The organism is Xylophilus sp. PBN-3R, from assembly GCF_057747805.1.
The window spans coordinates 58,108-70,232 of record NZ_CM173225.1 but is presented as its reverse complement, the minus strand read 5'-3'; the positions used below and the strand labels follow the sequence as shown (position 1 = coordinate 70,232).

The following is a 12,125-nucleotide window of genomic DNA, read 5'->3' as shown; positions in this document are numbered from 1 at the left end:
TCTCGCTCACGCTGCCTTCTTCGGGATCTGCGCCACCCATTCACGCGGCGCCATCGGGAAGCCGAGGCGCTCCCGGCTTTCGTAATAACTCTGCGCCACCGCGCGCGCCAGGTTGCGGATGCGGCCGATGTAGGCCGCCCGTTCGGTCACGCTGATGGCGCCGCGCGCGTCCAGCAGGTTGAAGCTGTGCGCGCCCTTCAGCACCTGTTCGTAGGCCGGCAGCGCCAGCTGGTTTTCCATCAGGTGTTTCGCCTGTTTTTCGTGCGCATTGAAGGCCGAGAACAGGAAGTCGGCATCGCTGTGCTCGAAGTTGTAGGTCGACTGCTCGACCTCGTTCTGCTTGTAGACGTCGCCGTAGCTGAGGCCTTCGGTCCAGGTCAGGTTGTAGACGTTGTCCACGCCCTGCAGGTACATCGCCAGGCGCTCAAGGCCGTAGGTGATCTCGCCGGTGATGGGCTTGCAGTCGATGCCGCCGACCTGCTGGAAATAGGTGAACTGGGTTACTTCCATGCCGTTCAGCCAGACCTCCCAGCCCAGGCCCCAGGCGCCGAGCGTGGGGTTCTCCCAGTCGTCTTCCACGAAACGGATGTCGTTCTTCCTGAGGTCGAAACCCAGCGCTTCGAGCGAGCCCAGGTAGAGCTCCAGGATGTTCGACGGCGCTGGCTTGAGCACCACCTGGAACTGGTAATAGTGCTGCAGGCGGTTCGGGTTCTCGCCATAGCGGCCGTCCTTGGGGCGGCGGCTGGGCTGCACATAGGCGGCCTTCCACGGCTCGGGGCCGATGGCACGCAGGAAGGTGGCGGTGTGCGAAGTGCCGGCACCGACTTCCATGTCGTAGGGCTGCAGCAGGGCGCAGCCGTGTTCGGCCCAGTAGGACTGGAGTTTCAGAATGATCTGCTGGAAGGTCAACATGCGGTGTGGCCCACCGATCGGGCGGATAGGGGCATAAAAGTGGCGCCAGGGCAGGCGCGGAGCCGGCCTGGCGGAACCGCCTATTTTAGGCGGATGGCCCGTCGCGGTTTTCTCCCACAGACGAACGCGCCGTGCGGCCGGCGGACGAGGCCTGCCACGGTGAATACTGCCGTGCATGACGCCCCGCCCCACACCCGCCCCCGACGCACCGCTGTACCTGGTGCACAACCCCGGTTCCGGCAAGGGGCAGGCCGGCCAGGCGCTGGCCGCATTGCAGCGCGAATGCGACGGCGCCAGGCGGACGCTGCACGGCTTCGCGATCGACCCGGCCCATCCGCCGCAGGACCAGGCCCGGGCCGCGGTGGCAGCCGCCCGGCAGACCGGCGGCATCGTCGTCGTGGCCGGCGGCGACGGCACCATCAACGCGGTGGCGCAGGCGGTGCTGGGCAGCGGATGCGCCTTCGGTGTGCTGCCGCAGGGCACGTTCAACTACTTCGGCCGCAACCACGGCATTCCGACGGAGACGGAAGAAGCCGTGAAGTCGCTGCTGTCCCACGCGCCGGTAGCCGTGCAGGTGGGCCTGGTGAACGACCGGGTGTTCCTGGTCAATGCCAGCATGGGGCTGTACGCCACCCTGCTGGAAGACCGCGAAACGTTCAAGTCGCGCTACGGCCGCAGCCGGTGGATGGCCCTCTGCGCCGCCTTCTGGACCCTCACCCGCCGGCATCGGCCCTGGACCCTGAAGCTGTCGACACGCGATGGCGAGCAGGTCGTGTCGACCTCCTCGCTTTTCGTCGGCAACAACGCGCTGCAGTTCGAGGACATCGGCGTGAGCGACGGCGAGGCGCTGGATCGGGGTGCCCTGGCCGGCGTGCTGGTGCGGCCCCGCGGCGTGCTGTCGCAACTCGGACTGGTGCTGAACGGCTTTCTGCGCAAGCTCGACCGGGACGACGATGTGCAGACCCTGTCGTTCCGTTCGCTGACCGCCGAACCAACCCGCGGATCGCGCCGCCACAGCGTCAAGGTGGCGGCCGACGGCGAGATCGAACGCATGGACATGCCGCTGCATTTCCGGGTCGCGCCCGAGCCGCTCTGGCTGATCAAGCCTGCACCATGAGCAATACGCTGCTGCACCTTTCCGACACCCATTTCGGTACCGAACAGGCGCCGGTGGTCGCTGCCCTGGAACAGCTGGTCGCGGAGCAGGAACCCGGCCTGGCGGTGCTGTCCGGCGACGTCACCCAACGCGCCACGGCGAAGCAGTTCATGGCCGCCCGGACCTTCATGGACCGGTTGCAGATCCCCCGCTGGATCGTCATACCGGGCAACCACGACATTCCCCTGTTCAACCTGCCGCTCCGCTTGCTCGACCCCTACCGCCGTTATCGCCGGGCCTTCGGCGCCGAACTCGCGCCGGCCGTCGAAACCGACGATTGGCTGGTGATCTCCCACAAGACCACCCGCCGCTGGCGCCATGAGGACGGCGAGGTTTCGGGCGCACAGATCGAGCGCACCGCCCAGCGTCTGCTGAAGGCGAGGCCCGGACAACTGCGTGTGCTGGTGGTGCACCAGCCGGTGGCGTCGCCCACCTCGACCGACACCAAGAACCTGCTGCACGGCGCCCGCGCCGCGACCGCCCGATGGGCCGAAGCCGGCGCGGACATGGTGCTGGGCGGGCATATCCATCTGCCCTGCGTGCTGCCGCTGCAGACGACCGGCGAAGACGGCGCGCGCCTTTGGGCGGTGCAGGCCGGCACCGCGGTCTCGTCGCGGGTGCGGGGCGGCACGGCCAATTCGGTCAACCTGTTGCGGCGTGAATTCGTCGACGGCCGCCGCGGCTGTAGCGTCGAACGCTGGGACTACGACAGCGAGTCGACCCGCTTCCGCCTTGCGCATACCGAAGCGCTGAAGCTGGCATGAGGGCCGGTTGGTTGGCCCTTCTGCCGGCCGGCGTCTTTGCGCTGCTGGCGACGCATCTGGGTGCGGGCAGCCCGCTGCAGGTCTGGGACGAGTCCCTGAGCCATGCCGTCGGCATCCATACGCCGCCCGAGTTGCGCGAGATGTTCGCCGTGCTGACCCATCTGGGTGATCCGCCATGGCTTTGGGCCGTCGGCGCGCTGGCGGCTGCCGGCCTGATCGCAGGAAAACACCACGCCTTCGCCGCGACATGGGTCGTGGCCCTGCTCGGCAACGGTCTGCTGAATCGGGGCCTGAAAGCTTTTTTCGTCCGTGCCCGTCCGTTGATCGACGGATTGCCCGGGCCTGAGCACGGTTTCAGTTTTCCCAGCGGACACAGCTCCGCATCTCTCGTCGCCTACGGAATGCTGGCCTGGCTGGTTTGGAAATTGGCACCGCGCTGGCGGTGGCCCGCGACGGTCGCCGCGCTGGCGATCGTCACCCTGGTGGCGTTAAGCCGCGTCGTGCTGCAGGTGCACTACGCGAGCGACGTGGCCGCCGGCCTGTGTTCGGGGCTCACCTGGATGCTGCTCACCGTCGGCGCTGCGCACGTGCTTCAGCGAGGCGACAAAACCCGTATTCACCGGTAGGACCGGGCCAGGGTCTCCTGGACCCGGCGAAGCCATCCCCCTAAGGGGAATGGCGACTACCGGCCGCGTTCAGCGGCCCGGGAAGCCGAGGGCTCTTAGTAGCTCCAGAAGATTCGCTGGAGCTCCTTGGGGTCGCGAGTCTTCGTGAGGGCGACCATCGCCAGGATGCGGGCCTTCTGCGGGTTCAGGTCATGTGCCACGACCCAGTCGTACTTGTCGTCCGGCTGCTCTGCGTTACGCAGAACGAAACCGGCCGGCACACGGCTGGAACGGATCACGTTGATGCCCTTGGAACGCAGATCCTGCAGCGCGGGAACCACACGGTCGGCGACCGAACCGTTGCCGGTGCCGGCATGCACGATGGCCTGCAGGCCGGGTGTCGCGCCGATCGCATCGACAGCCGAACGCGGCACGTTGCCGTAGCCGTAGACGATCTCGACGACCGGCAGCGACTGGATGTTGTCGATGTTGAATTCGCTCTGCATCGTATGGGTCTTGACCGGTGCACGGAACCAGTAGTTCTTGCCCTCGACCACCATGCCCAGCGGGCCCCACTGGCTCTTGAAGGCCTCGGTCTTGATGTTGATCAGCTTGGCGACGTCGCGGCCCGAGTTGATTTCGTCGTTCATGGTGACCAGCACACCCTTGCCGGCGGAATCGGCCGATGCGGCCACGCTGACGGCGTCGTACAGGTTGAGCGCGCCGTCGGCCGAAAGGGCGGTGCCCGGGCGCATGGAGCCGACCACCACGATGGGTTTGGCGGTGTGCACCACCAGGTTCAGGAAGTACGCGGTTTCCTCCAGCGTGTCGGTGCCGTGGGTGACGACGATGCCGTTCACGGCCGGGTCCTTGGCCAGGGCCGAGACACGGCGGGCGAGCACCAGCAGGTTGTCGTTGGTGAAGCTTTCCGAGGCGATCTGGAAGGTTTGTTCACCGCGCACATTGGCCACGTTCTGCAGTTCGGGCAGGCCGAGGATGAGTTTGTCGACCGCGACCTTGGCGGCCGCATAACTGGCGCTGTTGACGGTGCTGGCGCCGGCGCCTGCGATGGTGCCGCCGGTGGCCAGGATCACCACGTTGGGTTTGGCCGCGGGTGCGGTCTGGGCCGATGCGAAACCGGATGCGGCCGAAAGGGCCACGAGCGCGGCGCCGGTGACGAGGCTGCGGTAACGGGGGGAAAGGTACATGCGTCAGGCTCCTGCGTAGATCAACGTTTGGGCGCCGGCCCTGAAAGGGCCGGCGAACGCAATGCTAGCGGTGCGCCCGCGCTTTCATGACGGTCCTGTCATGCATTTTTCGAATGCATGCAAACCGGCCTTCAGAAGGCAGCGCTTACCAACGGCTTGCCAGCGAAGAACGCGGTCAGGTTGTCTTCCACACGCTGCGCCATGTCGCCCCGGGTCTCGTGGGTATTGCTGGCCAGGTGGGGCAGGAGCACCACGTTGTCCAGCGCCAGCAGTTCGGCCGGCACCTTGGGTTCGGACTCGAAGACATCCAGTCCCGCGCCGCCGAGGCGCTTCTCGACCAGCGCCTTGACCAGCGCGGACTCGTCGACGACGGTGCCGCGCGAGATGTTGATCAGGTAGCCCTTGGGGCCCAGCGCGTCGATGATCTCGGCGGACACCAAGCCGCGGGTTTCCGCCCCGCCTGCACTGGCGATGACCAGGAAGTCGGCCCATTCGGCCAGTTCCTTCAGCGAGCCGACGTACCCGTAAGCAGAGCCCTCGACCGGCTTGCGGTTGTGGTATTTCACTTCCATGTCGAAACCCGACGCCCGTTTGGCGATGGCCGAGCCGATGCGGCCCAGGCCCAGGATGCCCAGGCGTTTGCCCGAGACCTTGGTGGCCAGCGTGAACTGGCCCTTCTGCCAGTCGCCGCGCCGCACGAAACGGTCGGCTTCGGTGATGCGGCGCGACACGTCCATCAGCAGCGCGAAGGCGGTATCGGCCACGCAGTCGTTGAGCACGTCGGGTGTGTAGCCGACCTGCAGGCCACGCGCCTTGGCGGCGGCCAGGTCGATGGTGTCGAGTCCGACACCGAAGCTGGAAACCATCTTCAGGTCGGGCAGCGCCGCGATGGTCCGGGCGTCGATGCCGAAACGCGCCGAGGTGGCGAAGGCTTCGACGCCCTTGCCGCCGGCGGCCAGGAAGGCATCACGCTCCGGCCCGGCGGCCGGCAGCAGCTGCACGTCGTATCGGTCGGTGAGGCGGGCTTCGAGTGCGGGCAGCAGGGCACCCTGCTGGATCAGGAGACGTTGGCGCATGGAGGTCGGAAAAATGTGTCGATGAGAAGAAAAAGAGTGTGCCGCAAGCGAGGTGACTCCGGCTCACTCCGGCTGGATGCCCGCGTCCTTGGCGACCTTGCCCCACTTGACCATTTCGGTCTGGATGAAGCTGCCGAACTGGGCCGGGCTGCCGCCGCCGGGCTCGATGCCGTTGTCCTGCAGGGTCTTGCGGACGTCGGGCATGGCGAGTATGCGGATGACCTCGGCGTTGATCTTGTCGACCACCGCCCTGGGAGTGCCCGCCGGGGCCAGCAGGCCGCCCCAGGTGCTGGTGTCGTAGCCGGCGATGCCGGCTTCCTGCATGGTGGGAACGTCGGGCAGGGTCGACGAACGTTTGTCGGTGGTCACCGCATAGGCCTTCAGGCGGCCGGCCTTGATCTGCACGTTGGTGGCGGCCACCGTGTCGAACATCAGCGACACCCGGCCGCTGATCAGGTCGGGGTGTGCCAGCGTGCTGCCCTTGTAGGGGATGTGGGTCATGTCGAGGCTGGCCAGGCTCTTGAACAGCTCGCCCGAGAAATGGGGCGCGCCGCCGCTGCCGCTCGACGCGAAGCTCAGTTCGCCGGGATGGGCCTTGCCGTAGGCCACGATGTCCTTCACCGTCTTCGCCGGGAAGTTGGGCGCGGTGACCAGCACCAGCGGCACCACATGGGTCAGCACCACCGGCTCGAAGCTCTTCACCGTGTCGAAGGGGAGCTTTTTCACCATGCTCGGATTGATGGCGTGGCTGCTGGCGACCAGCACCAGGTTGTAGCCGTCGGGCAGGCTCTTGGCGACCAGGTCGGTGCCGATGATGCCGGTGGCGCCGGTGCGGTTGTCGACGACCACCGGCTGGCCCCAGTCGGCCGTCATCTTGTTGCCGATGAGCCGGGCCAGCAGGTCGATGGCGCCGCCCGGCGAGGCCGGCACGACGATGGTGATCTGCTTGTTCGGCCAGGCGGCGGGCTGGGCGATGGCAGGCAGGGCCGCCGCGCCCAGGAGCGTGGCGGCGGCGATGGTGGCGAGGCGGCGTTGCATGGTTTTTGTCTCTTTGTTTTCTGAAGAACCTTGGGCGTCAGACGCCCTTTTTCTGGCGCCACACCGCGTATTCGGCCCTGGTCGCTTCGTTCGGCGGATAGGTGCCGCCGAGCTTCACGCCGCCCTCGATCTTTTCGAGGATGAAGGCTTCCATCTTTTCCTGTTCGGTGGCGTCGCGGGCGATCTCTTCGGCCAGGTGCGCCGGCACGATGACCACACCTTCTTCGTCGCCCACCACCACGTCGCCGGGGTACACCGCCACGCCGCCGCAGCCGATGGGCACGTTGAGGTCGATGGCATGGTGGTGGATGAGGTTCAGCGGTGCGCTGCCACCCGAGCAGTAGACGGGAAAGTCCATCTTGCCGATCTGGCCGCTGTCGCGCACCGGGCCGTCGGAGACCAGGCCCGCGGCGCCGCGCACCTTCAGCCGGGTGGTCAGGATGCCGCCGCCGGAAGCGACCCGTTTCTCGCCCCGGCAGTCGATCACCAGCACATGGCCGGGCGGCACGCTTTCGATGCCGCGGCGCTGCGGATGGTCCGGATCGTCGAAGGCGCTGATCTGGTCGATGTCTTCACGCGCCGGGATGTTGCGCATGGTGTAGGCCGGGCCGACCAGGTTGCCGCCGCTGGGCGTGGTGAGGCGGCCGACGCCTTGCAGGAACACGTTGCGGAAACCGCGCTTGAAGAGCTGGGTGCAGAGCGTGGCGACGCTGACGTGGCGCAGCAACTCCCGGGTTTCGTCGGAGAGGATGGGAGGTGTGGTTTGTGTCATGTTCAGGAGCGATCGATAAAGGGGAATCCAGGTCAGACCGAGGCGCCGGATTTCTTGACGAGTTCGGCCCAGCGCGGGATTTCCTTCTGCATCAGCGCAGCCAGTTCGGCGGGCGAACCGGCCGCCACTTCCATGCCGAACTGCGTGGTGAGCTTGTCGTTGATTTCCGGGGTCTTGAGAGCCTTGGCGATCTCGGTGGAAAGCCGGTCGACGATGGCCTTGGGTGTGCCCCTGGGCGCGTAGACGGCCTGCCACGAAGCCATCTCGAAACCGGGCACACCGGCCTCGGCCATCGTCGGCAATTGCGGCGCGATGGCGGCGCGCCTGCCGGTGGTCACGGCCAGCAGCTTCAGCTTGCCGGACTGCACCAGCGGCAGCGCGGCGGTGAACTGGTCGAACATGAAGGTGACCTGGCCGGACGACACGTCGAGCATGGCCGGCGGTGTTCCCTTGTAGGGCACATGGGTCAGCGGCACGCCGATCAGGTCGGCCATGAGTTCACCCGCCAGATGGGTGGAAGTGCCGGCGCCGGAAGACGCGAAGGTACGTTTGGAAGGGTCCTTCTTCAGCAGCGCCACCAGCTCGGCCAGCGAATTGACGCCCAGCTGCGGCGACACCATCAGCACGTTCGGCAGGAAGGCCACGAGCGAGATCGGCTCGAAGTCCTTCACCGGGTCGTAGGGCAGGTTCTTGTACAGGCTGGCGTTGATGGCGTGGGTGCTGATGGTGCCGCCGAACAGGGTGTAGCCGTCGGGCCTGGACTTGGCCACGTAGGTGGCGCCGACCGCGCCGGCGGCGCCCGGGCGGTTGTCCACCACCACCGGCTGGCCGAGGGTCTCGGTGAGCTTCTGCGCAATGACACGGCCGATCACGTCGGTGGAACCGCCCGGCGTGAAGGGAACGACGTAGGTGATGGGGCGGGCGGGCCAGCCGTCCTGGGCCGAAGCCGTGCCGGCGCCGAAGAGCCCGGCGGGCAAGGCGAAGGCGCTCGTCGCCTGCAACAGGGTGCGGCGGCGCGGGGTGAAGGCGTTCGTCATGGTGTTTGTCTCTCTTGTTCTGGATGAATCTCAGTCGATGCGGATGCCGCCGGCCTTGATGACCTTGCCGTAGCGCTCCTTGTCGGCGTCGATGACCTTCTGCAACTCGGCGGGCGTGCTGCCGCGCGGTGTCGCGCCCTGGGCGATGAGGGCCGTTCTGGTGTCCGGCGCGGCCACGATCTCGCGCACGTCGGCGGCGATCTTCTCGGCCAGGGCCGGCGCCATGCCGGCCGGGCCCAGCAGCGCTACCCAGGATCCGGATTCGGCGTTGTTCACACCCAGTTCGGCCAGCGTCGGCACATCGGGCATGGCCGGTGAACGCTGCGGGCTGGTGACGGCCAGGGCGCGCAACTTGCCGGCTTTCACATAACCCGCGGTTTCCAGGATGGAGGCGAACAGCATGTCCACGTGGCCGGCCATCAGGTCGGCCATGGCCGGGCCGCCGCCCTTGTACGGCACGTGGGTGAATTTGGTTCCGGTGGCCTGCTGGAAGATCTCCGCCGTCAGGTGCGGCGAACCGCCGGCACCCGAACTGGCATAGGTCAGCTTGCCAGGCTCGGCCTTGGCCAGCGCGACCAGTTCCTTCGGTGTCGTCGCCTTGATGCCGGGGTTGATGACAAACGCGAAGGGCAGTTCGGCGAAAAGCGAGATGGGCGTGAACGCCTTGTCGGCGTCGTAAGGCATCTTGTAGAGCGAGGGGTTGATCGACTGGGTGCCGACGTTGCCGATGAGCAGGGTGTAGCCGTCGGGCCGGGCCTTGGCGACCGCCTCGGCGCCGATCAGGCCGCCCGCGCCGGTGCGGTTCTCCACCACCACCGACTGGCCCCATTTCTGGCCCAGTTTCACCGCCAGCAGGCGGGCGCCGATGTCGGTGCCGCCGCCGGGTGCGAAGGGCACGATGATCGTCACCGTGCGGCCGGGATACGGCGCAGGCGCCTGGGCGAAGGCGCCCAGCGGGGCTGCCAGGGCCAGGGCAGCGGCAGCGCCGAGCAGGGTTCTCTTGTTCATGTCTTTGTCTCTTTTCTCTGATGCCTCTGCGGGCTGGTATCGGATGGGCGGAAGTTCAGTGGATCTCGGGCTCCCCGCTGGCCGACCTAGCCGCGGCGGACGCCGGATCCACATAGTCCGGCGCCAGGAAATCGAAATCGCAGCCGGTGTCGGCCTGCTGCACATGCTTGAGGAACATCACCCCGAAACCCCGGCTGAACTTGGGCACGGGGGCTTTCCATTCGGCGCGGCGACGGGCGATCTCTTCATCGCTCACTTCCATGGCGATGCGGCGGGCATCGACGTCCAGCGTCACCAGGTCGCCGTCGCGCACCAGCGCCAGCGGTCCGCCGACATGCGATTCAGGGGTGACATGCAGCACGCAGGCGCCGTAGCTGGTGCCGCTCATGCGTGCGTCGCTGATGCGCACCATGTCGCGCACGCCTTCCTTCAGCAGCTTCTGCGGGATGGGCAGCTGGCCCCATTCGGGCATGCCGGGCGCGCCTTGCGGGCCGGCGCTCTGCAGCACGATGACGCTGTCCTTGGTCACCGGCAGCGCCGGGTCGTCGATGCGCGCGGCCATGTCGTTGTAGTCCTTGAAGACCACCGCCGGACCGGTGTGTTTGCGCAGGTGCTGTTCCATCGCCGCCGGCTTGATGACGGCGCCGTCAGGGGCCAGGTTGCCGCGCAGCACGGCCAGGCCGCCGCTTTCCAGCTTGGGCGCGGCCAGCGGCAGGATCACGTCGTGGTTGTAGACCTCGGCGTCGGCGATGTTCTCGGCCAGCGTCCTGCCGTTGACGGTCTTCTGGCTGCCGTCGATATGGCCGCCCATTTCCTTCAGGAACGCCCGCAGGCCGCCGGCGTAATAGAAGTCTTCCATCAGGTACTGGCCGCCCGGGCGCAGGTTGGCGATGACCGGCGTCTGCCGTGCGAGTTCGTCGAAACGCGCCAGGTCGAGCGCCACGCCGGCGCGACGCGCCATGGCGATCAGGTGGACGATGGCGTTGGTCGATCCGCCCAGGCCGAGCACCGCAGTCACCGCGTTGTCGAACGATGCGGGCGTGAGGATGTCCGACGGCTTCAGGTCTTCCCAGACCATCTCGACGATGCGTTTGCCGGTGGCCGTGGCCATCATCGAATGGCGCGAATCGGGCGCGGGGATGGACGATGCGCCGGGCAGCGTCAGTCCCAAGGTCTCGGTGGCGCTGGTCATGGTGCTGGCGGTGCCCATGGTCATGCAGGTGCCGGGCGAACGGGCGATGCCGTCTTCGACGTCCTGCCAGTCGTCTTCGGTGATGTTGCCGGCGCGCAGTTCGGCCCAGTATTTCCAGGTGTCCGAACCCGAGCCCAGCACCTTGCCCTTGTAGTCGCCGCGCAGCATGGGGCCGGCGGGCACGAAGATGGTCGGCAGGTCGTTGGCCAGCGCGCCCATCACCAGGCCGGGCGTGGTCTTGTCGCAGCCGCCCATCAGCACCACGCCGTCGCAGGGATAGCTGCGGATGAGTTCCTCGGCCTCCATCGCCAGCAGGTTGCGGTAGAGCATGGTGGTGGGCTTCTGGAAAGCCTCGCCCAGGCTCATGGCCGGGATCTCGACCGGGAAACCGCCCGCCTGCCAGACGCCGCGCTTCACCTCTTCCACCCGCTGCTTGAAGTGCGTGTGGCAGGAGTTCATGTCGCTCCAGGTGTTGAGGATGCCGATGACCGGTTTGCCCAGGTAATCGTCGCGGCTGAAACCCATCTGGGCAGTGCGCGAGCGGTGGCCGAACGACCGCAGGTCCTTGGCGCCGTACCAGCGGTGCGAGCGGAGTTCTTCGGGAGTCTTGCGTTTTGGATTCTTGTTTTCGGGGGACGACATGGTTGTCTCGATTCGGATGTTAGCGCTGTCATAGGATGATAGACAGCCGGGCAGTGGCGGGTCAACGCTTGTGGATGCGGGAATTCCCGCGGTTCGATCTGGTTTTCGACGGGGCGTACCGGCGGGCTGGATGCGGCCGTTTCTCGGATAAAGTTCGCCGTCGCGCCGGAAGGCGCGATCGGGATTGACGTCCTGAAATCCAAGGCGTACGGCTAAGGCCGACGCACCGCAAGGTAATGCGGCCTTTTCTATTCGAACCGTTTTGGCGGCTCGAGTGGGAGGGTTCGCGCCCTGCCGGTTTTTGCCGTAGGCCTTGGTCCGGTACGTCAACTCGCTCGGGCCGCCGCCCCTTCTTCCCAGAGTCGAAGGGGCGGCGACTCCATCTCCCATTGCAGCGCCTAACCGTCAGGAGGCCAGCATGAAGAACGAGCAGCCGCAAACCACCGTTTCCCCGTCAGACATAGAGGACGCCCAGCGGGTCCTGAAAAATCTCTGCGGCCTGGCCAGCGCCGCCATCGGCCTGACACGCGACCGGCCAGAGGAATGTGCCTCCATCGAGAACCTCGAACAGCGTCTGCAACTGATGCAGTACCTGGTCGACCGCATGGGATGGGTGGCGGACGTGGCGCTGCGCAAGCTGGGCGACAGCGGATCTCTGGCCCGGCCGGAAGACTGGATGCTGCCGGAGGTTTGACATCCGTCCCCATTTCATGGG

At 66.8% G+C, this 12,125-nt stretch carries 12 protein-coding genes; 4 read left to right on the top strand and 8 right to left on the bottom strand.

The window, feature by feature from the left end:
• Positions 1 to 6: 6 nt before the first annotated feature.
• Positions 7 to 912 carry a glycine--tRNA ligase subunit alpha gene (gene glyQ / locus AC3ANW_RS00380; protein WP_488343230.1) on the bottom strand — a complete coding sequence of 302 codons (906 nt, stop codon included), beginning with the start codon at positions 910 to 912 and terminating at the stop codon, positions 7 to 9.
• 175 nt (positions 913 to 1,087) lie between these two features.
• On the opposite strand from glyQ, the gene AC3ANW_RS00375 reads away from it, so the two are divergent.
• Genes AC3ANW_RS00375 through AC3ANW_RS00365 form a run of 3 tightly spaced genes read left to right on the top strand, consistent with a single transcriptional unit; the run spans position 1,088 to position 3,458 of the window.
• Positions 1,088 to 2,029, top strand: coding sequence for a diacylglycerol/lipid kinase family protein (locus tag AC3ANW_RS00375; RefSeq protein WP_488343229.1), 942 nt, complete (start codon positions 1,088 to 1,090; stop codon positions 2,027 to 2,029).
• A complete protein-coding gene (locus tag AC3ANW_RS00370) occupies positions 2,026 to 2,832 on the top strand; it encodes a metallophosphoesterase family protein (protein ID WP_488343228.1) in 807 nt (268 codons plus the stop codon). Before AC3ANW_RS00375 ends, AC3ANW_RS00370 begins: the two co-directional genes overlap by 4 nt.
• A gap of 11 nt (positions 2,833 to 2,843) precedes the next feature.
• Positions 2,844 to 3,458 carry a phosphatase PAP2 family protein gene (locus AC3ANW_RS00365; protein WP_488343227.1) on the top strand — a complete coding sequence of 205 codons (615 nt, stop codon included), beginning with the start codon at positions 2,844 to 2,846 and terminating at the stop codon, positions 3,456 to 3,458.
• A 95-nt stretch (positions 3,459 to 3,553) separates the two neighbouring features.
• Here the strand turns inward: AC3ANW_RS00365 and AC3ANW_RS00360 are convergent, their stop codons facing one another.
• The 7 genes from AC3ANW_RS00360 to araD all read right to left on the bottom strand — a co-directional run bounded on the left by AC3ANW_RS00360 (position 3,554) and on the right by araD (position 11,410).
• Positions 3,554 to 4,645, bottom strand: a complete 1,092-nt coding sequence (locus AC3ANW_RS00360) for a type II asparaginase (protein WP_488343226.1) — start codon at positions 4,643 to 4,645, stop codon at positions 3,554 to 3,556.
• Positions 4,646 to 4,776: 131 nt separating this feature from the next.
• Positions 4,777 to 5,721: a 2-hydroxyacid dehydrogenase gene (locus tag AC3ANW_RS00355; protein WP_488343225.1), complete on the bottom strand. Its 945-nt coding sequence runs from the start codon at positions 5,719 to 5,721 to the stop codon at positions 4,777 to 4,779.
• Positions 5,722 to 5,784: 63 nt separating this feature from the next.
• Complete coding sequence (locus AC3ANW_RS00350; RefSeq protein ID WP_488343224.1) at positions 5,785 to 6,759, bottom strand: tripartite tricarboxylate transporter substrate binding protein; 975 nt, start codon at positions 6,757 to 6,759, stop codon at positions 5,785 to 5,787.
• Positions 6,760 to 6,796: 37 nt separating this feature from the next.
• The gene (locus AC3ANW_RS00345) at positions 6,797 to 7,531 is read right to left on the bottom strand and encodes a ribonuclease activity regulator RraA (protein ID WP_488343223.1); all 735 of its coding nucleotides are present in this window, start codon (positions 7,529 to 7,531) and stop codon (positions 6,797 to 6,799) included.
• Between the two features lie 32 nt (positions 7,532 to 7,563).
• Complete coding sequence (locus tag AC3ANW_RS00340; protein WP_488343222.1) at positions 7,564 to 8,568, bottom strand: Bug family tripartite tricarboxylate transporter substrate binding protein; 1,005 nt, start codon at positions 8,566 to 8,568, stop codon at positions 7,564 to 7,566.
• A gap of 30 nt (positions 8,569 to 8,598) precedes the next feature.
• Complete coding sequence (locus AC3ANW_RS00335) at positions 8,599 to 9,576, bottom strand: Bug family tripartite tricarboxylate transporter substrate binding protein (RefSeq protein WP_488343221.1); 978 nt, start codon at positions 9,574 to 9,576, stop codon at positions 8,599 to 8,601.
• 55 nt (positions 9,577 to 9,631) lie between these two features.
• Positions 9,632 to 11,410: an L-arabinonate dehydratase gene (araD, locus tag AC3ANW_RS00330; RefSeq protein WP_488343220.1), complete on the bottom strand. Its 1,779-nt coding sequence runs from the start codon at positions 11,408 to 11,410 to the stop codon at positions 9,632 to 9,634.
• Between the two features lie 418 nt (positions 11,411 to 11,828).
• Here araD and AC3ANW_RS00325 point away from each other — a divergent pair, with 418 nt between their 5' ends.
• Complete coding sequence (locus AC3ANW_RS00325) at positions 11,829 to 12,104, top strand: hypothetical protein (RefSeq protein WP_488343219.1); 276 nt, start codon at positions 11,829 to 11,831, stop codon at positions 12,102 to 12,104.
• The last annotated feature ends 21 nt before the right edge of the window (positions 12,105 to 12,125 follow it).

Coding starts and splice junctions, on each gene's coding strand:
- AC3ANW_RS00340 (WP_488343222.1), bottom strand. CDS start 8,568: ATGACGAACGCCTTCACCCCGCGCCGCCGCACCCTGTTGCAGGCGACG.
- AC3ANW_RS00345 (WP_488343223.1), bottom strand. CDS start 7,531: ATGACACAAACCACACCTCCCATCCTCTCCGACGAAACCCGGGAGTTG.
- AC3ANW_RS00335 (WP_488343221.1), bottom strand. CDS start 9,576: ATGAACAAGAGAACCCTGCTCGGCGCTGCCGCTGCCCTGGCCCTGGCA.
- AC3ANW_RS00350 (WP_488343224.1), bottom strand. CDS start 6,759: ATGCAACGCCGCCTCGCCACCATCGCCGCCGCCACGCTCCTGGGCGCG.
- AC3ANW_RS00370 (WP_488343228.1), top strand. CDS start 2,026: ATGAGCAATACGCTGCTGCACCTTTCCGACACCCATTTCGGTACCGAA.
- AC3ANW_RS00375 (WP_488343229.1), top strand. CDS start 1,088: ATGACGCCCCGCCCCACACCCGCCCCCGACGCACCGCTGTACCTGGTG.
- glyQ (WP_488343230.1), bottom strand. CDS start 912: ATGTTGACCTTCCAGCAGATCATTCTGAAACTCCAGTCCTACTGGGCC.
- AC3ANW_RS00325 (WP_488343219.1), top strand. CDS start 11,829: ATGAAGAACGAGCAGCCGCAAACCACCGTTTCCCCGTCAGACATAGAG.
- AC3ANW_RS00360 (WP_488343226.1), bottom strand. CDS start 4,645: ATGTACCTTTCCCCCCGTTACCGCAGCCTCGTCACCGGCGCCGCGCTC.
- araD (WP_488343220.1), bottom strand. CDS start 11,410: ATGTCGTCCCCCGAAAACAAGAATCCAAAACGCAAGACTCCCGAAGAA.
- AC3ANW_RS00355 (WP_488343225.1), bottom strand. CDS start 5,721: ATGCGCCAACGTCTCCTGATCCAGCAGGGTGCCCTGCTGCCCGCACTC.